23 protein-coding genes are annotated in these 22364 nt (G+C 63.1%); 19 read left to right on the top strand and 4 right to left on the bottom strand.

All coding sequences use genetic code 11. The features are described 5' to 3' along the window. The first annotated feature begins 69 nt into the window (after positions 1 to 69). From AC0NIL_RS01045 to AC0NIL_RS01120, 16 genes are all read left to right on the top strand, one after another. Positions 70 to 1401 (top strand): ABC transporter substrate-binding protein, encoded by a 1332-nt coding sequence (locus AC0NIL_RS01045; RefSeq protein ID WP_027164284.1) that lies wholly within the window; start codon positions 70 to 72, stop codon positions 1399 to 1401. 109 nt (positions 1402 to 1510) lie between these two features. Continuing rightward, positions 1511 to 2458, top strand: coding sequence for a carbohydrate ABC transporter permease (locus AC0NIL_RS01050; protein ID WP_013528078.1), 948 nt, complete (start codon positions 1511 to 1513; stop codon positions 2456 to 2458). Further along, the gene (locus AC0NIL_RS01055) at positions 2455 to 3405 is read left to right on the top strand and encodes a carbohydrate ABC transporter permease (protein WP_013528079.1); all 951 of its coding nucleotides are present in this window, start codon (positions 2455 to 2457) and stop codon (positions 3403 to 3405) included. The genes AC0NIL_RS01050 and AC0NIL_RS01055 overlap by 4 nt, the downstream gene beginning before the upstream one ends. After that, the gene (locus AC0NIL_RS01060) at positions 3402 to 3608 is read left to right on the top strand and encodes a hypothetical protein (protein ID WP_013528080.1); all 207 of its coding nucleotides are present in this window, start codon (positions 3402 to 3404) and stop codon (positions 3606 to 3608) included. The genes AC0NIL_RS01055 and AC0NIL_RS01060 overlap by 4 nt, the downstream gene beginning before the upstream one ends. A 2-nt stretch (positions 3609 to 3610) precedes the next feature. Continuing rightward, on the top strand, positions 3611 to 4723 hold the full coding sequence (locus AC0NIL_RS01065) for an ABC transporter ATP-binding protein (protein ID WP_013528081.1): 1113 nt from the start codon (positions 3611 to 3613) through the stop codon (positions 4721 to 4723). Beyond that, the gene (locus AC0NIL_RS01070; RefSeq protein ID WP_013528082.1) at positions 4716 to 5729 is read left to right on the top strand and encodes an ABC transporter ATP-binding protein; all 1014 of its coding nucleotides are present in this window, start codon (positions 4716 to 4718) and stop codon (positions 5727 to 5729) included. The genes AC0NIL_RS01065 and AC0NIL_RS01070 overlap by 8 nt, the downstream gene beginning before the upstream one ends. A 54-nt stretch (positions 5730 to 5783) precedes the next feature. Then, a complete protein-coding gene (locus tag AC0NIL_RS01075; protein WP_473573851.1) occupies positions 5784 to 7427 on the top strand; it encodes a dihydroxyacetone kinase subunit DhaK in 1644 nt (547 codons plus the stop codon). A 72-nt stretch (positions 7428 to 7499) separates the two neighbouring features. After that, a complete protein-coding gene (gene dhaL / locus AC0NIL_RS01080; RefSeq protein ID WP_275954212.1) occupies positions 7500 to 8102 on the top strand; it encodes a dihydroxyacetone kinase subunit DhaL in 603 nt (200 codons plus the stop codon). Next, positions 8099 to 8488, top strand: a complete 390-nt coding sequence (dhaM, locus tag AC0NIL_RS01085) for a dihydroxyacetone kinase phosphoryl donor subunit DhaM (protein WP_275954147.1) — start codon at positions 8099 to 8101, stop codon at positions 8486 to 8488. Before dhaL ends, dhaM begins: the two co-directional genes overlap by 4 nt. 22 nt (positions 8489 to 8510) lie before the next feature. Continuing rightward, positions 8511 to 8813: an HPr family phosphocarrier protein gene (locus tag AC0NIL_RS01090; protein WP_013528086.1), complete on the top strand. Its 303-nt coding sequence runs from the start codon at positions 8511 to 8513 to the stop codon at positions 8811 to 8813. After that, positions 8797 to 10383 (top strand): phosphoenolpyruvate--protein phosphotransferase, encoded by a 1587-nt coding sequence (gene ptsP / locus AC0NIL_RS01095; RefSeq protein ID WP_224618439.1) that lies wholly within the window; start codon positions 8797 to 8799, stop codon positions 10381 to 10383. The genes AC0NIL_RS01090 and ptsP overlap by 17 nt, the downstream gene beginning before the upstream one ends. Before the next feature lie 11 nt (positions 10384 to 10394). Further along, the gene (locus AC0NIL_RS01100; protein WP_013528088.1) at positions 10395 to 10817 is read left to right on the top strand and encodes a hypothetical protein; all 423 of its coding nucleotides are present in this window, start codon (positions 10395 to 10397) and stop codon (positions 10815 to 10817) included. Positions 10818 to 10909: 92 nt separating this feature from the next. Beyond that, a complete protein-coding gene (gene dhaK / locus AC0NIL_RS01105) occupies positions 10910 to 11896 on the top strand; it encodes a dihydroxyacetone kinase subunit DhaK (protein ID WP_473573852.1) in 987 nt (328 codons plus the stop codon). A 64-nt stretch (positions 11897 to 11960) separates the two neighbouring features. Beyond that, on the top strand, positions 11961 to 12983 hold the full coding sequence (locus tag AC0NIL_RS01110; RefSeq protein WP_473573853.1) for a nucleotidyltransferase family protein: 1023 nt from the start codon (positions 11961 to 11963) through the stop codon (positions 12981 to 12983). 122 nt (positions 12984 to 13105) lie between these two features. After that, positions 13106 to 13963, top strand: a complete 858-nt coding sequence (locus AC0NIL_RS01115; RefSeq protein WP_473573854.1) for a glycosyltransferase — start codon at positions 13106 to 13108, stop codon at positions 13961 to 13963. Next, entirely contained in the window at positions 13960 to 14919 is a 960-nt protein-coding gene (locus tag AC0NIL_RS01120; protein WP_473573855.1) for a glycosyltransferase family 4 protein, read from the top strand. The genes AC0NIL_RS01115 and AC0NIL_RS01120 overlap by 4 nt, the downstream gene beginning before the upstream one ends. A gap of 217 nt (positions 14920 to 15136) precedes the next feature. On the opposite strand, the gene AC0NIL_RS01125 is transcribed toward AC0NIL_RS01120, so the two are convergent. The 4 genes from AC0NIL_RS01125 to AC0NIL_RS01140 form a co-directional block, all read right to left on the bottom strand. Beyond that, positions 15137 to 16123, bottom strand: coding sequence for a serine kinase (locus AC0NIL_RS01125; protein ID WP_473573856.1), 987 nt, complete (start codon positions 16121 to 16123; stop codon positions 15137 to 15139). Beyond that, positions 16120 to 16554, bottom strand: a complete 435-nt coding sequence (locus tag AC0NIL_RS01130; protein ID WP_473573857.1) for a lasso peptide biosynthesis B2 protein — start codon at positions 16552 to 16554, stop codon at positions 16120 to 16122. Before AC0NIL_RS01130 ends, AC0NIL_RS01125 begins: the two co-directional genes overlap by 4 nt. Further along, positions 16554 to 16841 (bottom strand): PqqD family protein, encoded by a 288-nt coding sequence (locus tag AC0NIL_RS01135; protein WP_032898709.1) that lies wholly within the window; start codon positions 16839 to 16841, stop codon positions 16554 to 16556. The genes AC0NIL_RS01130 and AC0NIL_RS01135 overlap by 1 nt, the downstream gene beginning before the upstream one ends. Before the next feature lie 441 nt (positions 16842 to 17282). After that, the gene (locus AC0NIL_RS01140) at positions 17283 to 18095 is read right to left on the bottom strand and encodes a DUF2259 domain-containing protein (RefSeq protein ID WP_164753479.1); all 813 of its coding nucleotides are present in this window, start codon (positions 18093 to 18095) and stop codon (positions 17283 to 17285) included. Between the two features lie 143 nt (positions 18096 to 18238). Between AC0NIL_RS01140 and AC0NIL_RS01145 the strand changes: the two genes are divergently transcribed. The 3 genes from AC0NIL_RS01145 to AC0NIL_RS01155 all read left to right on the top strand — a co-directional run bounded on the left by AC0NIL_RS01145 (position 18239) and on the right by AC0NIL_RS01155 (position 22345). Next, complete coding sequence (locus AC0NIL_RS01145; RefSeq protein ID WP_473573858.1) at positions 18239 to 20146, top strand: propionyl-CoA synthetase; 1908 nt, start codon at positions 18239 to 18241, stop codon at positions 20144 to 20146. 112 nt (positions 20147 to 20258) lie between these two features. After that, positions 20259 to 21341 carry an acyltransferase family protein gene (locus tag AC0NIL_RS01150; protein ID WP_473573859.1) on the top strand — a complete coding sequence of 361 codons (1083 nt, stop codon included), beginning with the start codon at positions 20259 to 20261 and terminating at the stop codon, positions 21339 to 21341. A gap of 245 nt (positions 21342 to 21586) precedes the next feature. Further along, positions 21587 to 22345, top strand: a complete 759-nt coding sequence (locus AC0NIL_RS01155) for a metallophosphoesterase family protein (RefSeq protein WP_473573860.1) — start codon at positions 21587 to 21589, stop codon at positions 22343 to 22345. Positions 22346 to 22364 lie beyond the last annotated feature (19 nt).

Raw genomic sequence — 22364 nt, forward strand, 5'->3', positions numbered from 1 at the left:
CCCTGAGGAGAGGGGTTGAGGGCTTTTTGAAACCGTCATCCGGGCGCGTTTCGCAAATGGGAGGAAGTCATGAAATCGAGCTTGAAACTGGCGTTGGGACTGACCTCGGCAATCACAGCGTCGACAGCCGTCGCGAACGTCGCGCACGCTGAAGACCTGACCCTGTGCTGGGCCGCCTGGGACCCGGCCAACGCGCTTGTCGAACTGTCCAAGGATTTTACCAAGGAAACCGGTATCGGCATGAAATTCGAGTTCGTGCCGTGGACCAACTATGCCGATCGTTTTCTCAACGAACTGAACTCGCACGGCAAATTGTGCGACCTGATCATCGGCGACAGCCAGTGGATCGGCGGCGCTGCCGAGAACGGCCATTACGTCAAGCTGAACGACTTCTTCGACAAGGAGAAGATCAGCATGGACGATTTCGTGCCGGCAACCGTCGTCGGCTATTCGGAATGGCCGAAGAACACGCCGAACTACTGGGCGCTGCCGGCCATGGGCGACGTCGTCGGCTGGACCTATCGCAAGGACTGGTTCTCCAAGCCGGAACTGCAGAAGGAATTCAAGGAGAAATACGGTTGGGATCTCGGCCCGCCGACCACTTTCGACCAGCTGAAGCAGGTCGCCGAGTTCTTCCAGAAGCGCGAGATCGACGGCAAGACCGTCTATGGCGCCTCGATCTACACCGAGCGCGGCTCCGAAGGCATTACCATGGGCGCCATGGACGTGCTCTACAGCTATGGCTTCCAATACGAAAACCCCAAGAAGCCCTACGAGATGGAAGGCTTCGTCAACTCCGACAAGTCGGTCAAGGGGCTGGAATTCTACAAGGCGCTCTATGATTGCTGCACGCCGCCCGGTGCCTCGAACAGCTACATGGGCGAAGGCGTCGATGCCTTCAAATCCGGCCAGGTGGCGATGCACATGAACTTCGCCTTCACATGGCCGGGCCTGCAGAAGGACGAGAATGTCGGCGGCGACAAGATCGGTTACTTCGTCAACCCGAAGGGTCCGGACGGCGAGCAGTTCGCCCAGCTCGGCGGCCAGGGTATCTCCGTGGTGTCCTATTCCGACAAGCAGGAGGCGGCGCTGAAATACATCAAGTGGTTCGCCAACAAGGACGTGCAGGCCAAATGGTGGTCGCTCGGCGGCTATTCCTGCCTCAACGCGGTGGTCAAGGATCCGAAATTCCCGGCCAGCCAGCCCTACGCGCAGACCTTCCTCGACTCGATGGCCATCGTGAAGGACTTCTGGGCCGAGCCGAGCTACGCCCCGCTGCTGCAGGCCTCGCAGAAGCGCTTCCACGACTATGTCGTCGCCGGCCAGGGTTCGGCCAAGGATGCGCTCGACGGCCTGGTCAAGGACTGGACCCAGGTCTTCCAGGACGATGGCAAGATGTAACCAGCTCCTCCCGAGCTAAGCCAAGCATCCCGTGCCGCCCCTTGGCACGGGATGCAGTTCAGATAAATTCCATGACAGAGACGACCAAGTGACCGAAGCAGGACTCACCATGCTCAATCGGACCGCGGAGAACGTTGCCCGGGCGACCCCGGAACCGTTGGCCCGCAAAGTCCGGGGCATCAGCGACAAGGGCCTCGCCTGGCTGTTCATCTCGCCGACGATCCTGTTGCTGCTGGCCATCAACATCTTCCCGCTGTTCTGGGCGATCTATCTGTCGTTCACCAACTACCGGGCCAACCGCCCGAACGAGGTGGTGAAAAATCTCGGCCTTGCCAACTACCAGCGCATCCTCGGCGACAAGGATATCTGGATCGCCATGCAGACGACCGCGCATTTCGTGTTCTGGACGATCCTTTTGCAGACGCTGATCGGCTTCACGCTGGCCTGGCTGATCGACAGGAAGTTCCGAGGCCACGCCTTCTGGACGACGCTGATCCTGGTGCCGATGATGCTGTCGCCGGCGGTGGTCGGCAATTTCTGGCGCTTCCTCTATGAGCCGCAGATCGGCCTGTTCGCCTATGCGATCTCCTTCGTCACGAGGATTCCGCCGACCGATATCCAGATGCTCTCCAACGTGTCGCTGGCGCCCTGGTCGATCATCATCGTCGATACCTGGATGTGGACGCCCTACGTGATGCTGATCTGCCTCGCGGGCCTCCGCTCCATCCCCGAATACATCTACGAGGCGGCCGAGGTCGACCGCGCCTCCAACTGGCGGCAGTTCTGGTCGATCACGCTGCCGATGGCGCTGCCCTTCATCATGCTGGCTGTGCTGTTTCGCGGCATCGAGAACTTCAAGATGTTCGACATGGTCAATCTGTTGACCGGCGGCGGGCCGGGCTCGACGACCGAGGTCGCCTCGATAACGCTGAAGCGGCAGGCTTTCGAAAGCTGGCGCACCGGTTATTCCTCGGCCTTCGCCATCATCCTTTTCGTGGCGGTGTTCGGCCTGGCCAACATCTACGTCAAGGCGCTCAACAAGGTGAAGCAGAGATGAGCCTGACCACAGCCCATTCGGTCGTCGCACCGAGCAGCAACTCGAAACGGATCGCCGGCACGATCATCGTGCTTTACGCACTAATCTCGATCGTGCCGCTGCTGTGGATCTTCGCCACCAGCTTCAAGACGCCGCCGGATTCAATCGCGTATCCGCCCAAGATCCTGTTCCAGCCCAGCCTCGAGGGCTACTGCAATTTGTTCACGACGCGGACCCGGCAGACGCCGGAATACATCAACTCGCTGGGCCCGGCGACGGGCTTCTGCGACGAGACCACGCGCAAGCGCAACATGGTGATCGCCGGTCCGTCCAACTTCCTGCCGCGCTTCGTCAATTCGCTGATCATCGCCTTCGGTTCGACCTTCTGCGCCGTGTTCTTAGGCACGCTGTCGGCCTACGGCTTCTCACGCTTCAAGGTGCCGCTCGCCGACGACCTCCTGTTCTTCATCCTGTCGACGCGCTTCATGCCGCCGATCGCCGTCGCCATTCCGATCTATCTGATGTACCGCGAGCTTGGCCTGTCGGACACCGCGCTCGGCATGATCCTGCTCTACACGGCGGTCAATGTGTCGCTGGCTGTCTGGCTGCTGAAGGGCTTCATCGACGAGATCCCGCGCGAATATGAAGAAGCGGCAATGATCGACGGCTACACGCGGCTGCAGGCCTTCTGGCGCACCGTGCTGCCGCAGGCGACGACCGGCATAGCCGCGACCGCCATCTTCTGCCTGATCTTCGCCTGGAACGAGTATGCGTTCGCAGCGCTCCTGACCTCCGGCACGGCGCAGACCGCGCCGCCCTTCATCCCGACCATCATCGGCGAAGGCGGCCAGGACTGGCCGGCGGTCGCGGCCGGCACGACGATCTTCCTGGTGCCGATCCTGGTTTTCACCATCCTGCTTCGCAAGCAATTGCTGCGCGGCATCACCTTCGGCGCGGTGCGCAAATGAGCTTGACCAAGCCTGGGAACCGCAAATCGCGCTGGCCGGCCTGGGCACGGCGCGGGCTGATGGAAAACATCGCGACAGCGCTGATCGCCATCGGCTTCCTGATGCTGTTCCAGCCCTTCGCGCTGTCGCTCTACACCTACTCCTTCATCACCATGCTCGCTGGCACCGTGATGTTCATCATCGTCTCCAAGTTCCCGGAATAATCATGGCCGAAATCCGTGTCCAGCACCTGAGAAAGGCTTTCGGCGATTTCGTCGCCGTGCAGGATTCCAACTTCGTCGTCGAGGATGGCGAGTTCTTCGTCATGCTCGGCCCGTCCGGCTGCGGCAAGACGACGACCTTGCGCATGATCGCGGGGCTTGAGCTGCCGACCGGCGGCCAGATCCTGCTCGGCGGCGACGACGTTACCATGCTGCGGGCCCGCGAGCGCGACATCGCCTTCGTCTTCCAGCTGTTCGCGCTCTACCCGCACATGAATGTGCGCAAGAACATCGGCTTCCCGCTGCTGGCGCAAGGCATGCCTTCGGCCGAAATCCGCACGCGGGTCGAGGAAACGGCGAAGCTGCTGCGCATCGACCATCTGCTCAACAAATCCGTCTCCGGACTTGCCGGCGGCGACCGCCAGCGCGTCGCGCTCGGCCGCGCCATCGTGCGGCGGCCAAAATGCTTCCTGATGGATGAGCCGCTGGGAACCCTTGACACCGAATTCCGCGATTTGATGGTCCATGAGCTGCGCGAACTGCACAACCGCATCCACGCCACGACGGTCTATGTCACGCACGACCAGATGGAAGCGATGTCGATGGCCGACAAGATCGCGGTGATGAACCATGGCGTCATCGAGCAGTTCGGAAGCCCGCGCGAAATCTATGACCGCCCGGCGACCATGTTCGTCGCCGACTTCATCGGCTCGCCACCGATGAACTTTTTGGGATTTGGCGGCGGGCTCGCCAAGGGCGCCAGGGAGATCATCGTGCAAGGCGCGAAGGTCGCGGTGCCGGAGGTGCGCGAGGACATCGCACCTGGCGACATGGCGCTCGGCATCCGCCCTGAACACATCCGCTTCGACGACGCCTCAAAATTGCGCGGCGCCATCTACGGCACCGAATATCTCGGCACCACGCAGATCGTCGCGGTGGAGACGGCGGATGGCATCATCAAGGCACGCGTACCGGCCGAAATCAGGCTCGCCACCGGCGACCATGTCGGCCTGACGCTGAGCAGCGCGCGGCTGTCGCTGTTCGAGAAGGGATCGGGCCGCGCGGTGAGAACCGCGATCCACGATGTCGCCTCGGAACGGAGGGCCCAGCATGGCTGAGGTGCACATCAAGAACGTGACCAAGAGTTTCGGCGACCATGTCGCCGTCGACGGCCTCGACCTGCACATAGCGGATGGTGAATTCGTCGTGCTGCTCGGGCCAACCGGGGCCGGCAAGACGACGACGCTGCGGCTCATCGCCGGGTTGGAACGGCCAGACAGCGGCACGATCGAGATCGGCGGACACAATGCCACGACGCTGTCGCCGGCCGAGCGCGACACCGCCTTCGTCTTCCAGCAATATTCGCTCTATCCGCATCTGTCGGTGTTCGACAATCTCGCCTTTCCGCTGCGCTCGCCGGCGCGGAAAATGCCGGAAGACCAGATCCGCCGCCGGGTCGAGGAGGTGGCGAAGATGGTACGCATCCATCACAAGCTCGCCAACCGCTCGACCAAGCTTTCGGGCGGCGAAATGCAGCGCGTCGCCATCGGCCGCGCGCTGGTGCGCAAGCCTTCGATCTATCTGATGGACGAGCCGCTGTCATCGCTCGACGCCAAGCTGCGGGCGGATCTGCGGCTCGAGCTGAAGCGCATCCAGACCGAGCTCGGCGCCACCATGCTCTACGTCACCCACGACCAGATCGAGGCGATGACGATGGCAGACCGCATCGGCATCCTCACCGAGGGCGTGCTGGTGCAGATCGGCTCGCCGCGCACCATCTATTCAGAGCCGGCAAACCTGCATGTCGCGGCGAGGCTCGGCCAGCCGGCGATCAATCTTCTGCCGACCGGGCTGCTGCCTGACGGCGGCGCACCGGCCGGCACCAAGACGATCGGCGCGCGCACCGAGCATCTGACGATCGCGAAGGCCGCGAATGGCCATGCTGACGGCGTTGTCGACTGGGTCGAGCATCTCGGTGACCAGAACCATTTGCATGTGACGGTAGGCACCAAGAAACTGGTGACGCTGACCGATCCCGACACGGATCTGGCGCAGGGCGACAAAGTGGTGATCCGCTACCGGGCGCCGCTGTATTTCGGCGCCGATGGACAGCGATTGATGTGAGCGGTTTTCGGTGATTCAGCACCGGTTTTGACTTTGCCAGTACGGGACGAATCGATGAAGCACTTTTTCAATCGCAGGGAAACGATCGTCACCGAGGCGCTGGACGGCCTGCTACGAACCATTGGCTCCGGCGATCTCGCGCGCCTCGACGGCTATCCCGAGATCAAGGTCGTCCTGCGCGCCGACTGGGACAAGACGAAGGTCAGTGTCGTCTCCGGCGGCGGGGCCGGGCACGAGCCTTCACATGCCGGTTTCGTCGGCAGGGGCATGCTGACGGCGGCGGTTTCGGGCGAGATCTTTGCCTCGCCAAGCGTCGAAGCGGTGCTGGCCGCCATTCGCGCGGTCACCGGCCCGGCCGGCTGCCTGCTGATCGTCAAGAACTACACCGGCGACCGTCTCAATTTCGGCCTGGCGGCAGAGAAGGCGCGCGCCGAAGGGTTTCGTGTCGAGATGGTCATTGTCGCCGACGATATCGCTTTGCCCGACATCACCCAGCCGCGCGGCGTTGCCGGCACCTTGTTCGTGCACAAGATATCAGGCCACCTGTCGGAAGCCGGCCACGATCTGGCTGAAATCGCGGCAGCGGCGCGGGCGGCGGCTAAGGACATAGTTTCGCTCGGCATGTCGCTGTCGTCCTGCTCGATCCCGGGCCAGCCGCACGAAGACAGATTTGGCGAGAACGATGGCGAACTCGGCCTTGGCATTCACGGCGAGCCGGGCGTCGAGCGGATTGCGGTGCAGAGCGCCGACAGGCTGGTGGCGATCATGGCGGAGCGCCTCGCGGCACGGCTTGATCCCAAGGCCACCTACGCCTTGCTGATCAACAATCTCGGCTCCGTGCCGCCGCTGGAAATGTCCGTTATCGCCAATGCGGTGCTTGCCTCGCCGTTGGCCAAAACCATCAAACTGACGATCGGGCCGGGCCCGCTGATGACGGCGCTCAACATGAACGGCTTCTCGCTGTCGCTGATCCGGCTGGATGCGGCGCGCGAAACCGCCTTGCAGGCGCCGGTCGGCCCGCATGCCTGGATACCGGCAAAGCCGGTTGTTTCACCTGCCGTCGTGCCGATGGCGAAAGCGGCCGGACAAAGCGTGGCACGCAAGCCCAGCCAGGATGCGCGGACCCGGTCTCTTCTCGTTACCATCTGCGAAAGGCTGATCGCGCTCGAAGCGACTTTGAACGGACTGGACGCCAAAACAGGCGACGGCGACACCGGTTCGACGGTGGCGACCGGCGCGCGCAGTGTTCTCGAGCGGCTCGACGCGCTACCGCTTGCCGAGCCTGCAGCCACCCTTGGCGCGATAGGCGACATTCTGAGCGCGTCGATGGGCGGCTCCAGCGGCGTGCTGCTGTCGATCTTCTTCACGGCGGCGGCGCAGGCTCTGGGCGGCGGCGCGAGCCTGCCCAGAGCGCTGCTTGCCGGCCTTGAACGGATGACCTTTTACGGCGGCGCCAGAATTGGCGATAGAACCATGGTCGATGCGCTTGAGCCGGCGCTCAAAGCGCTCGACGCGAACGGCCTTGAGGAGGCGGCAACAGCAGCCCGCCATGGTGCCGAGGCCACGGCGGCCATGGACAAGGCAAAAGCCGGGCGGTCGGCCTATGTCGGCAGCAAGCTGCAAGGTGTGGTCGACCCCGGCGCTCACGCGGTGGCCGAAGTCTTCGCGGCGGCCGCGGCATTGCATGAAGCGGCCTGACGTATGCTCCAGTTGTCGAATGACCGTTCTTTCGATACTGCCGGCAAGATGGAAACCGGGAATGCGGGTGACATGGCGGCGTTGAACCTTGCCCGGCTGATCGCGGCCGCCGCGGATACGATCGCCGCGAACGCCGAGGAATTGACGGCGCTCGACCAGGCGATCGGCGACGGCGACCACGGGCTGAACATGAAGCGCGGCTTCGAGGCCGTGCGCGCCGAAGCCGAAGCATTTTCGGCCAAACCGCTGCCCGATGCCCTGAAGGCGATCGGCACCAAGCTGGTGATGACGGTCGGCGGCGCCTCCGGCCCGCTGTTCGGCACCCTGTTCCTGGCACTCGGCAAGGAGATTTCGGCGAAACCCGATCGCGCCAATCTGACGGCGGCGTTCGGCAAGGCGATCGAAGCTGTGGCAGCACGCGGCAAATCGCAGATCGGACAAAAAACCATGCTCGACGTGCTGCAGCCGGTGCATGACGCGCTGCTGCAGGGAAAGACAGCTCTTGAAATCGCCGATATCGCCGACGCCGCGGCCGACGCGACCGTGCCTATGAAAGCCTTGCGTGGCCGCGCCTCGTTCCTGGGCGACCGATCGATCGGTCATATGGACGCCGGCGCGCGCTCAACCGCGGTGCTGGTGCGCACAGTGGCGCACAGCCTCGGGGAAAGCGCATGAGCAATGTCGGCATCGTCATCGTCTCGCATTCGCCGCTGGTTGCCGAGGGCACGGCCGACATGGTGCGGCAGATGGTGGGCGACGAAGTGCCGCTTGCATGGTGCGGCGGAAACGGCCATGGCGGGCTCGGCACCAATGTCGAGGCGATCATGGGTGCCATCGACAAGGCCTGGTCGGAAGCCGGTGTCGCCATTCTGGTCGATCTCGGCGGCGCCGAGACCAACTCGGAAATGGCGGTGGAGATGATCGGCGAGCCACGGTCGCACAAGATCATTGTCTGCAACGCGCCGATCGTCGAAGGCGCGGTGATGGCAGCGACCGAGGCCTCCGGCGGCGCTACGCTCAGGGAAGTGGTGGCGACGGCACATGAATTGTCGCCGTCGTGAACGAACGGGAATTTTGAAAGACATGTCCGCATCCGCCGAAGCGACCGTTGTGATCACCCACGAGGTGGGTCTGCACGCGCGTCCTTCGGTGAAGTTCACCAAGCTGGCCAAGAGTTTTGCCGCCGAGGTGGAGATCGCGCTCGCCGCCAATGGGCCATGGTTCGACGCCAAGAGCATCGTCAAGGTGATGGCGGCCAAGGCGCCGAAGGGCACCGTGCTGCACATCAGGGCCAGCGGTGACGGCGCCAATGATGCCGTCGACGCGTTGGTCGAACTGGTGCGGCGCGATTTCGACGAAGGCGCGGACCATGTCCGAACCGCTTAGACTGCAAGGCATTTCGGCCTCGGCCGGCTATGCCGAGGGGCCACTGTTCGACCTCGACCAGACTGTCGTATCCTATGTCGGCAAAGAAACAGCCGACGACGAGAAGGCCGCGCTCGAAGCCGCAATCGCCGTCGCGACAAGCCGTCTCACCGCATTGAGCGAGATGGCCGAGGGCGATGCCGCCGACATTCTCGAGTTTCAGATCGCCATGCTGCAAGACGATGCGCTGAGCAGCCCGGCCTTTGCCGCGATCCGCACCGGCCTGCCAGCCGACAAAGCCTGGCGGCAAGCGCTTGATACCGAGATTGCCGGCTACGACGCTTCAGACCAGGATTATTTCCGCGCACGGGCCGCCGACATACGCGATATCAGGGACCAGGTGCTGCGGGCGCTGTCCGAGGATGGCGACGTCCAGGCGCCAACCGGCGCCATCCTCTACGGCTGGGATATCGCGCCGACGCGTTTTCTCGAAACCGACTGGAGCCGCGGCGGCGGCATCGCACTGAAGGCGGGCAGCACCGCCAGCCACGTCGCCATGCTGGCGCGTTCGCGCGGCGTGCCGATGGTTGTCGGGTTGGGCACTTCGCTGGCTCGTCTAACCGGCACAGCGCTGCTCGACGCCGAACATGGCGGCATTGTGCTGTCACCCTCCAAGACTGAAATCGCTGCTTTTCGCCAATCGTCCTCATCATTCCGGGCGCGCAGCGACCGGGCCGGGACGTTCCTGGCGCGACCGGCGGTGACCAAGGCCGGCACGGCGGTGCGCGTGCAGGTCAACATCGCCGACCCGTCCGATGTCGACCTCATCGACATTACGACCTGCGACGGAGTCGGGTTGATGCGCACCGAATTCCTGTTCGGCAAGACGCTGCCGGATGAGGAGACGCAGTATCGCGCCTATCGCAAGGTGCTGGAGTGGGCCGGTGAAAAACCGGTGACGATCCGCACCGTTGACGCCGGCGGCGACAAGCCGGTGCCCGGCTTTACGGTCGAGGAGAGCAATCCGTTTCTCGGCCTGCGCGGGATCAGGCTGTCGCTGGCAAGACCCGAGGTGTTTCGTGTACAGATCCGGGCGCTGCTGCGCGCCGCTGTCCATGGCAGCCTGAAAGTGATGTTCCCTATGATCGCCATTGTGGAGGAATACCGACAGGCAGCGGCGATGTTCGCCGAAGAGCAGACTGCACTTGCCGCACGCGGCGTCGCACACAACATGCCGCCGCTCGGCATCATGGTCGAAGTGCCTTCGGTGGCGATCGTACCGGAAGCCTTTACCGATGCCGCCTTCTTCTCGATCGGCTCCAATGATCTCACCCAGTATGTCATGGCGGCCGCCCGCGACAACGCTGCCGTGGCGCATCTCAATTCGGTCCGTCATCCGGCCGTGCTGCGGCTGATCGCTGCCGTGACGGCGTTTGGCCAGCGGGAAGAGATCCCGGTCAGCCTGTGCGGCGATGCAGCCGGCGATCCAGCCTCGATCCCGTCACTGATCGAGGCCGGCCTGCGCGATCTTTCCGTCGCGCCGGCGCAACTCGCCATGGCCAAGGCGGCCGTCGCGGACGTTTCTGTCTAGGCGCGGCCGGCATGGTCGACAGGACACCCGAACCCGGTTCCGAAGAGGCGATCCGCGCCTACAAGACGATCCTGTCGCAGGTCATCGACCAGCGCCCGTCCGGTATGCGCCAGCGCCTGGCCGATGCGCTCGGCAAGCACCGCAGCTTCGTCACGCAGATTTCCAGTCCTGCCTATTCGATCCCGATTCCGTCAAAACATTTGCCGGCTATATTTTCCGTCTGCCATTTCAGCCCGGCCGAGCGCGACCAGTTTCTCGCCGCCTATCACCAGGCGCATCCAGGCAAGATGTCGATCGCATCAGGCATGCGCAAGACGCGGCATGTCTCGCTGATCGTGCCGGATTTCGGCGACGACAAGCAGAACGCCGCGCTCGATAAGGCGGTGAACGATTTTATCCAAAAGATCACCAGCATCACCGGCAAGAGTGGCTGATCGAACTCTTGTTTTACGCAATTCCGGACGGAAAACCGCGATACACTTTTCCTGGAATTGCTTTGGAAGGCCTATTTCGGGAGGAGACGGCCGTGAAGAAGTTTATCAATTCGGTGGACACGGTGCTGACCGAAAGCCTCGACGGCTTCGTCGCCGCCCATGCCGACATCCTCATGCTCGGCGACGCGCACAAATTCATCCGCCGAAAGACCTTGCGGCCGGGCAAGGTGGCGCTGATCTCCGGCGGCGGTTCCGGTCACGAGCCGCTGCATGGCGGCTTTGTCGGTCACGGCATGCTGGACGCCGCCTGCCCCGGCCAGGTGTTCACCTCGCCGACACCGGACCAGATGCTGGCGGCGGCAGAGGCCGTCGACACCGGCGCCGGCTGCCTGTTCATCGTCAAGAACTATGAGGGCGACGTCATGAATTTCGAGATGGCGGCCGAAATGTCGGAAGGCGTCCAGCAGATCGTGACCAATGACGATGTCGCGGTCGAGAATTCTTCCTATACGACGGGCCGGCGTGGCGTCGCCGGCACGCTGGTGGTGGAAAAGATCGTCGGCGCGGCGGCCGAACACGGCCTGGCTCTGGCGTCGCTGAAGGCGCTTGGCGACCGCGTCAACGCTGCTACCCGCTCGATGGGCGTGGCGCTGACCAGTTGCACCGTGCCGGCGGCGGGCAAGCCGACTTTCGATATCGGCGACGGCGAGATGGAGTTCGGCGTCGGCATCCATGGCGAGCCCGGCCGCCGGCGCGATGCGCTGAAAAGCGCCGATGCGATCGCGCAGGAGATTTGCGCCGCGATCCTCGGCGATCTCGGCGACAAAGCGAAAGGCCCGGCGCTGCTGTTCGTCAACGGCTTCGGCGGCACGCCGCTGATGGAACTCTATCTGATGTACAACAGCGCACGGCTAATCTTCGAGAAGCATGGCGTGACGGTGACCCGTTCGCTGGTCGGCTCCTACATCACCTCGCTCGATATGGCCGGCTGCTCGATCACGCTGACCATGCTCGACGACGAGACGACCGCATTCTGGGACGCGCCGGTACACACTGCGGCGCTGCGCTGGGGCATGTAAAAGCTGGCTTACATTAGGCTTTTCTGCAACCATTCCTGACTTGCTCGCAATGCTAGCTGGGTTGATGCTGCCACCGCTTACTTCCGCCGAAGAAAGACTCTTGCTGCGCTTCGCTGACCCCGAGGCGGCGGCAGGCGGCGAAGATTTGTCGGCAAAGACGCTGACGGCGCTGCTCGACAATGCCGAGTTTCACGGCGTGCTGCCGATCATGTTGCGCAAGCTCAGCGGGGACGCGCGGCTGCCAGCGGATGCCGACCTGCACGGCAAGCTGGAGGATCTGCGCCAGAAGGCAACGATCGCCACCGGCCAGTCGATGCTGTTGAAGTATCATGGCGACCGCATCATGAAGGGACTGGCGGCGGACAATATTCCGGCGCGGATCGTCAAGGGACCCGTCTTCGCGCGAAAGCTCTACCGCAACGTCGCCGACAGGCCCTTCACCGACATCGACATCCTGGTCGAACCCGCCAATCTGGCCAGGGCAAACCAGGTGATCGCGGCATGCGGCTTCGAGCTTGGCAGCAACGAGGCCGAATCCTACGAATTGCAGGAATTCAAATGGCTGGAAAAAGAGAATTCCAGCCTGCTGGTCGAACTGCATGGCGACCTCGTGCATGACACCGGCATGCGGCGGCGCCTGTCGCTGGGTTTCCCTGAATTGCGCGCCATCGACGGCGAAGCCACGGACACGCCGGCGGCTCTTCTAACGATCGCCATCGTGCACGCCGCCGGCGGCCACAAATTCCACCGCCTGCAGCTTTGCGTGGACGTGCTGCAAGGCGTGCGGGCGCTGCAATCACCCGAAGCGGAAGCACGCCTGTTCGACGCTGCCCGCATGACCGGCATCGAACTGGAGTTGGCAATCGTGCTCGATGTGACCGGCCAGTTGTTCGACGAAAGCCGCGCGCTTGAGCTCGCCGGCCGCATCAAGCCCGATCTCTCCATACGGCTGGCCAGGCGGTTGATCACCACGAATACGCTGCTCGGCGTCAATTCCAGGGACAGACTGGGCTCGCGCCTGCGCCGCGACGCCTTCCGGTGGATCCAGAGATTGGCCAAGGCCAGAGCAATTCCAGGAAAAGTGTGAGACGTTCTCCCCCGGAAAAGCGTCGCGCCATCACCTCAGGTGGGAAAGTGATGGCGCTCTTGGCTTGGCCGCTCTGAGTCTTTAGCCTGCGTCGGGAAGCACACGACGAAGGATTGAGGAATTTGGCCTATCTCAATACCCACATTGCGAATGCTGCGCATGATCGGAGTTCCCCGCGAGTCGTCGCGGTCCTTACAACACGGAACGAAGAACGGTTCGTCGCCGGATGTCTCGAGAACCTCTTTCATCAAGGCGTACAGGTCTACATCTGCGACAATCAGTCGACGGACCGAACGCTTGAGATTGCCCAGCGCTACTGCAGAGCCGGATTGATAGGATTCGAAACCATCCCGCATAACGGCTGGTATTGCTGGGAGCACCTTCTTCGTCGCAAAGAGGAACTGTTTCAGTCGCTCGAAGCAGACTGGTTCATGCATGTTGACGCTGACGAGATCCACCTTCCGCCGACTTCGTACTCATCGTTGGTCTCCGCCATTGCGGCAGCCGACGCACTCGGCTTCAATGCGATCGAATCTTCCGAGTTTACGTTCATTCCTACCAGAGAAGCTCCCGATCACGACAATCCCGATTATCAACACACGCTGCGCACCTACTACCCGTTCCGGCCAACCTCCCCACACTGCGTCCGTGCCTACAAGAAACAGGACGGCCCCATGGAGATTGCGTGGTCAGGCGGCCATCTCGTACGGTTCGCGGGTCCGGTGAGGCTTTACTCCGAGCGTTTTCGCATGAAGCACTATCTGTTCCTTAGCGCAGAGCACGCCGCATGCAAGTATGCTGGCCGCCGGTTTCTGAGCGAAGAGGTCATTGGTCGTGGCTGGCACGCATGGCGACCCCGCTTGCGATCAGAGGATATTCTGCTGCCGGACGCCAGCCAGGTGCGCGCCAGCGCGACGGACGACGATCTGGACGAGGCCAATCCATGGTCGGCGCACTGGCTTGAGCGGTACGCCTCGTGAATGAGGTACACCTCCCCCGCGTCCTGGCGATCGCGGATCGACCCGGCTGGGCGATTGATCGCAAGACCCAAAATCTCCGGCGCGTGCTGGAAAGAAGGTTCGAGATCGTCCAACGATTTCAACATGATGTGACTGAGTCGGACGTGAACACGGCGGACATCGTGCTCATCTTCTATTGGCTCCAGATCTCGAAGCTGCCCCTGCCGGAATCGGCCCTCGCCAGGCGGTCTGACAGGCTGCTCATCGGGATCTGCAGCCACAGAGAGCTGGAGGGCGAATTCCGCGAGCCCGGGCTCGCCGCCCTGCACCGGCTGGCGCGCGCTGTCTTTGTCAACAATCGGCAGCTCGAGCACGAATACGGTCCTCTACTGCGTGTTCCGGTCCACTACACGCCCAATGGAGTCGACACGACGTTCTTTTGTCCCGCACAAGAGCCACAACCCGGTTCTGGCGAGCTCCGTGTCGGATGGGCGGGAAGTCTCGGCAACCATGGTCCAGCACATCGCGGCTTCCACGACGTCATCGAGCCCGCGGTAGCGGCCGTGCCGGGCGCGCGCCTAGTGACGGCGATTCGCGAGCAACGCTGGCGTAGCCATGACGAGATGCCCGGCTTCTATCGGGATCTCGACGTTTATGTCTGCGCCAGCCTCAGCGAAGGCACTCCCAATCCTTGCTTGGAGGCGGCGGCGTGCGGTGTCCCTTTGGTGACCACCCGTGTGGGAAACATGCCCGAGCTGATTCGGGATGGCGACAACGGGCTGTTCTTCGATGGAACTGCGGAGGGGCTTGCGAACAAGCTAGCCTTGTTGCGGGACACGCCATCGCTCCGGTCGAGGATGGCCGCCCGCATGATCGAGACGATCCAAGAGTGGGATTGGGGCGTGCAGGCGGAGAACTACGCGCGCATGTTTGCCTCGTTGCTTACTGCGGGCGGAGCTGTCGGGCCCGTGAGATGAGCGGCTTCGGGTGTGCCCTGCCAAACCTGACCTTTGTAGCGCCATTCGAGTTTTCCCGGACCCTTGCTCTTCCGTACCTCGCGCAGCAAGGATAACGAGGCCGCGCTGCGCTTAAATCGTTGTTTTTGCGCAAAACTGCGAAGTAGAAGCACTCCGAAACACGCTATCCCCACGCCCTTGGGAACAAGGAATAGCGGCCCCACGTTGCCTGGGGTATTCAGTCCCGCGTCGTCAAAGCGGCGCTGATCAGTGCCGCCGCGTCAGCCGGGCGCGCGCCCACTTCGAGGCGAAAGGTCGGCACCGCATTGACCACCCCGGCGATGGTCGCCAGCCGGCGCTTCTGGATCGGCAGCAGCCCGGTCATGCCGGTGCGGACATTGTCCACTGCCAGCGCCACCATCGCGTCGGTCCCGGCCATGGCGACAAGCCGTGTCTGGCTGTCGGCGGAACGCGCCAGGTGCAGAAGGGCCGCCACCGGCCGGGCGGATGCGTTTTCCACCCGTATGATACCCCCCAACCGTTCTAACGAGACCGGCTGTTCGCCGTTGCGATCCCAGGTCTGGCCAAGGCATGGCGCCACCTGCGGGATCATTTCGGCAGTCTTCCGGTGGATCTTGACGGCGCGCGGCAAACCCCAGGCCACGACCTCGCCCGAAGCGACCTTCACGATCATGGCATCGTCGGAGCAGAGGCCAAAGCCCTGTGTTGCCAGCGCCAGTGACGTCGTGGTCTTGCCGGTGCCGCTCGGAGCATGGATCAGTACCACAGCGTCGCGGTCAGGCAGGGTCAGCCCGGCCGTGTGCAGCATATGCTGGCCACAGGCGTCGAGCGCGGCGTCCAGGACCAGCATCGACGGCGTCCAGGCGGCTTTCGTACCGGTGCGAATCCGGAGTTCGGCCCAACCCTCCCCGCCATTGATCGCAACGGTTTGGCGCCCGGGAAAGACAAGATGGACAATGCCGCCATCCTCGATCATCCGGCAGGAACCATCCTCCGGCACCTCGCCATCGAAGACGAGGGATCCATTGGGTGTCTCGTCCAGTGTGCCTGTCTCCGTGATCTCAAGACGAAAGTCCGGCGCGACGGGTTCCGCGATACGCAGGCTGCCCAGCATGCGGTCGAAATCCTGCCACAGCTCGGGGCGCTCGGCCGATATGCCAAGGATCAGGCCGTTGAGGCCATAGCAGGCTGAAGGTCTGGTCAAGCGGGACGCGCCTTTACGGCATCGGCATGATGACGATAGATTTCGACCATGCCGGGAAGCTTGTCGCTGACCACCGGCTCGCCGTCGAGGCAGACCCAGCAATGCGCCGACAGACGCTGCGCTTGCATCGATTGCGGATCGACGCCAAAGCGCAGGTCCGGATCGAAGCCTGCTAACCGCAGGAAACGATGACCGAGCAGACCCTCCCTCAGGCACCTGCGATCGCGCATCAGCCAGGGATGGCGGACGGTGCGGGTGACGCTGGCGACGATGTAGGCGGAAGGCAGACCGCGATAGGGCGTCGATGAGGCGAGCGGGGCCCATTTGAGCACCTCCTCGAAGCTCCGGTTGATGACAAGGACCGGCATCAGCCGCGCGCTCGTCCAGAGATGGCAGCGAAACAGAGCGCGCAGGAGCGGGCCGTCAGTCATCAAGCACCTGGCGCGGCGAGGATACCTTCCGAAATCAGATCCGTGGCCAATGCCGCCATGTCCTGATCGAGCGTCCCCTTGTCGACCTCGAACTCCTCGCAAAGCAGGTCGACGATCTGGTCGAGGTTGCGCGCGCCGTCCACCTTGTCGAGAAAGGCTTCGGTCGTGCCGTTGCATGTATAGAGCTGGCCGCTGCGCGCCAAAAGCACGACTGCGCCATCGCCCACATGCTGCACCGAGGCATCCTCGGCCAGCCGCAGAACGGTTCCAGAGACTATTTCCACCACGCCCCCTCCAAGCCATGCTCATCCCGGAAATCAGATAGCGCGGAGGTGGAGCGCTGTCTATCAGCCGATCACGGGAGCCCGGTGCACGGACCAACGGCCTTGCTGACAGATTTTCCGCGCCAGTCGCGTTAGAACCTGCTCGGTTGCGTCTTCCCGGCCGCATTCGGCCCAGAAATAGTCATCGGTGAAACGTGACAAACAGCGGGCTGCCGGCAGCGGACGTTGCATTTCTTCCCCTAAGTAAGGTAAAACCTGCCTGGGTATTGGGGAGATAGCGTATGCGTTACAATTGGGAGCGAGCTCCGACGAGCTTCGAACGTCATAGAAAAGCGCTGGCGACAGCCATTTTGATCGCTGGCGGCATTGGCCTCATGCTTGTGGCCCTGCCGATCTAGAAACAACCTTCAGACAGAGCGGCTGCCGGCGCTTGGGCGTGACCTCTCAGCGTGGCTGCCCGGTCACTGCGAGGAAGCGGCGATCGCGCCCCTCGAAACCCTGGCTGAAACGCTGCACCAGCACAACGATCACCGCCGGCTTGCCGGCCGGGGTAAGTTCGTAGGATTCCGACAGGCTGTAGGAGGTCGGGCAGTTTCTTGAGCCCGGCACGGTCTTGTCCTCGTGCAGGATCTTGAACGGCTTGCCGTCCTGCCCTTGCAGCGTCAGCCGGAAGCCGAGTGCCTTGCCAGATGTGTCGCGCTGCTCCGTCGTTGCGAAACTCGCCGAACAATCGCTCGTGCTGGCTGCCAGGATCTCGTCGAGCTGGATGGTCGAAACGCCCGTTTCGCCATGGAGCGGCGACAGCCATTTCTGCGACACCTGTTCGAGGCGGGAGATGTCGTTGTAGGCAACCATTTCACCCGGAAAGGTGAATTTGTCGGACGCTGTCTGCTCGGCTGGGGATGTGATTGCATAATGGGCGAGAATGGGCGCCGCCTGAGCGGCGGCCTGCGCCCTCGCCTGCTCCAGCGTCAGTGTCGCCTCCTCCGTCTCATCGACGACGAGGATCGGCTTACCGCCAACGAACCGATCCGTACGGGTATCGATGATGTCGATCTCAGACCAGCCGGAGTCCGAGGCGCCGGCGTCGAGCGTTCCATATTGCTCGAAGGCGAAATAAGCGCCATCCGGCGAAAAGCCGATGATGTGCCGTGCCGCGGCATCGCCGGCTTCAGCGGTTCCGGTGGACATAGCAAGTACGGCGCCCATGACCGACGATAGCGAAAAGCGCCCGATGATCCGAACAGCAGCAGACATCACCACCCCAGTCCCGTCTCGCAGTTCATAGCTGCTTGCCCCCAAGCGCCAGGTCGATGCCGTCGTCACAATGGCGTGGATTTGCGGCCAAGGGTAGAGCGCGCTATCTGGAAGGAAGAAAAACATTTCCCGGGGAGGTATGGATGGCTTCACGCTATCACGAGGTCTATGAAGGCTGGAAACGCGATCCGGAACAATTTTGGGCGGATGCGGCCGGCGCCATCGACTGGTATTCGCCCTGGGACAAGGTGTTCGACGCCACGGCCGGCGTCTATGGCCGCTGGTTCACCGGCGCCACCTGCAACACCTGCTACAATGCCATCGACCGCCACGTCGCCGGCGGCCGCGCCGACCAGATCGCGCTGATCCATGACAGTGCGATTGCCGGAACCGTGAAAAAGTTCACTTATGCCGAGCTGAAGCGCGAGGTCGTCGCGGTGACCTCGGTGCTGAAGAACCGCGGCATTCGCAAGGGCGACCGCGTCATCATCTACATGCCGATGGTGGCCGAGGCGGCCATCGCCATGCTCGCCTGCGCCCGAATCGGCGCGGTGCATTCGGTGGTCTTCGGTGGCTTCGCCTCGCATGAGCTTGCCACCCGCATCGACGATGCCAGGCCGAAGCTGATCATTTCGGCATCCTGTGGCCTGGAACCCGGCCGCGTCGTTGCCTACAAGCCGTTGCTCGACAAGGCGATCGAGATCTCCCGCCACAAGCCGGACGCCTGCCTGATCCTGCAGCGCGACCAGTTGCGATGCGAGTTGAAGGAGCATTTCGACATCGACTACGCCGATGCGGTCGCCCGCGAACGGGCAGCGGGCGCCAATGTCGATTGCGTTCCGGTGCTTGCCACCGATCCGCTCTACATCATCTACACATCGGGCACGACCGGTCAGCCCAAGGGCATCGTGCGCGACAATGGCGGCCATATGGTCGCGCTGAAATGGACGATGGAAAACGAGTTCGGCGTCAAGCCGGGCGAGGTGTTCTGGGCGGCATCCGATGTCGGCTGGGTGGTCGGCCATTCCTACATCGTCTACGGACCGCTGCTGCATGGCTGCACCAGCATCCTGTTCGAGGGCAAGCCTGTCGGCACGCCCGATGCCGGCACCTACTGGCGGGTGATAGCGGAGCATGGCGTGGTCGCGCTGTTCACCGCGCCGACCGCATTCCGCGCCATCAAGGGGCAGGACCCGAAGGGCGAGTTCATTGCCAAACACGACCTCTCGAAGTTCCGCACGCTGTTTCTTGCCGGCGAGCGCGCCGACCCGGAAACCATCAAATGGGCGGAGCAGAAGCTGAATGTGCCTGTGGTCGACCATTGGTGGCAGACAGAGACCGGCTCGCCGATGACGATCAATCCCGCCGGCCTTGGCCTGCTGCCGGTGAAATACGGCTCGCCCGGCGTGCCGATGCCCGGCTACGACATCCGCGTTCTCGACGATGCTGGCCATGAGGTGCAGCGCGGCACGCTGGGCAATGTGGTGATCAAACTGCCGCTGCCGGCCGGCTGCCTGCCAACGCTGTGGAATGCCGATCAACGGTTCCGCCAAGCCTATCTCGACGAGTTCCCCGGCTTCTACAAGACGGCGGATGCCGGCATGGTCGACGAGGACGGCTATCTCTACGTCATGGCCCGCACCGATGACATCATCAATGTCGCCGGCCACCGCCTGTCAACCGGCGCCATGGAAGAGGTGCTTTCGGCCCATCCCGATGTCGCCGAATGCGCGGTCATCGGCATTGCCGACGCCATGAAGGGCCAGGTTCCGCTGGGCTTCGTGGTGCTGAATGCGGGTGTGACCCGCGATATCGGCTCCATCGAGAACGAGGTGGTCGGCCTGGTGCGCGAACGCATCGGCCCGGTCGCCGCCTTCAAGACGGTGGTGACGATCAAGCGCCTGCCCAAGACGCGATCGGGCAAGATCCTGCGCGGCACCATGCAGAAGATCGCCGACAAGGAGGAATGGGCCATGCCGGCAACCATCGACGATCCGGTCATCCTCGACGAGATCACTGCGGCGCTGAAGGAACGTGGGATCGGCCTTTGAGCCACTGAAGGTGAGCCGCGGACGACCTTTTCGATCGGCAAGCAATACTTTTATTGTGCGGCGCAGCAATGCACCCTAAAGTCGTTCGCGGGGGGCCATCGACAAAGGTCGCATGGCTCAGCAGAAGATTACATTTGGCGGCGTCGACATCCTGCGCTTTCTCGCCGCCGTCATGGTCATGGTCTACCACTATGGCTTCTGGGTGTGGGCGTATCCTGACGGTATCTCGGCGCGTGCCACGGGCGGCGTTCCCCCGCAGCCGGCAATAGGCGCCTGGGTCGAATCCGGCTGGGTCGGCGTCCAGATCTTCTTCGTCATCAGCGGCCTCGTCATCGCCTTCAGTGCCGAAAGGTCGACACCCCTGCGGTTTTTCGAAGCCAGGGTGAAACGGCTGGCGCCGGCCGTGTGGATCTGTGCACCGGCCACTGCGGCGGTGCTTTTGATCGTCGGCCTCAGCTGGCCGACCGATGCCGTCGTCAGGCTCGTCCGCACCGGCCTGTTCGCCCCGTACGCGCCATGGGTGGACAGCGTCTACTGGACGCTCGGCATCGAGATCGCCTTCTATGCCGTCGTCTGGACCTTGCTGCGGCTCGGCCGCTTCCATCTAATGGAAATTGTGGCCCTCGCCATCGGCCTAGTCAGCGCGCTGTTCTGGTGCCTCTACTACCCGCTTGACTGGGCCGACCTTGCCGAAACACGCACGCTCGACCTGCTTCTGGTGCATCACGGCGTTTTCTTCGCCACCGGCGTCATGCTGTGGCTGATGCGCTTCAAGGCGGTGACAGCCGCCCGCCTAGCCTTCTGCGCCCTGTTCCTGGCCGGTGGTGTGCTGCAGATCGCCAGTTCGGTCGACGTTCATATCCTGAAGGTCGGGCGTGATATGCCCTTCGCCCCGCCGATCCTCATCTTCCTCATAGGCATCGCGCTGATGGCGTGGTCGCTGCGGCTCGACCTCTCCTGGAGCGGCTGGCGCCGGATCGGGCTGATGACCTATCCGCTCTACCTGCTGCACGATGTCGTCGGCGCGGCCCTGCTCGGCATCCTGGTCCGCGCCGGTCTGCCGCATCTGTTCTCGATGGCGGTCGTCGGCGCGACGATGATCGCGGCAAGCTGGCTAGTGGCGACCGAGGCCGAACCACGCATCCGGCTGCTGCTCGACCATACCGTTTTCCGTTATCGGCTTAAGGCAGCCTGACGACGGTCCGGCAGACCGGCCCGGCCGCCGACCTAAAGCATGTCGCGCCTGAGCGGATTCAGGCCCACTCCAGGCCTTTGTTCCACGGATCGCTCTCCCAAAACGGAGCTCACTTCCGAGCGACATGCATTGGCGGTGCCGACCCGGCGCAGCTGCATTTTCACGATTGCGGAATTCTTCGTTTCGGGCATGATAACAGGCACTTATGCCTTCGGCATGAGAGCTTGCCTCGAGACGCCCGGCACGTGACCCTGTTCCAGCGAAAACCCCGCATCGCGGCGCGTCCGCGCCTCGATATCGATATGCAGGACGCTGTCGTCTATGCGATCGGCGACGTGCATGGCTGCTACAAGGAACTCCGCGCGCTGGAGCAGAAGATCCTGCTCGATTCGCTGCGCTTCCAGAGCCGCAAGATCATCGTCATGCTTGGCGACTACATCGACCGGGGGTTTCAGTCGGCGCGGGTGCTCGATCACCTCCTGGCGCCGCCGCCGAAAGGATTTCAGCGCATTTGTCTTGCGGGCAACCACGAAGTGGCAATGCTGAACTATCTCGACGGAAATCTGTCCCGCGAACCCTGGCTGGCGACGGGCGGCCTGCAAACCCTGTTTTCCTATGGCATCGATCCGGCGCGCCTCACCAGCCTCTACGGGAGCAGCGGGCAGATCGACCGGCGCATAAGGGAGATCATTCCGGACGATCACGTCAGCTTCCTGCGCGGGCTGCCGATCATGGTCCGTTCGCGTAAGTTCGTGTTTGTCCACGCCGGCATCAGGCCCGGCGTCGACCTTGCGGCGCAAACCGACCATGACCTGATCAACATCCGTTCGGACTTCTTCGAGGCAACGCACCTGCTCGACCGCTGGGTGGTGCACGGGCATACGCCGGTGGATGTCCCGAAGCTCGAAGGGCGCCGGCTCGGCATCGACACGGCCGCCTTCCAGAGCGGACGCCTGACCGCCGTCAGGATCGCCGACAAGCAAGGCAGGCTGATCTTCTCCTGACGCGCAACGATATTCAGGT

Source organism: Mesorhizobium sp. WSM1343 (genome assembly GCF_055901535.1).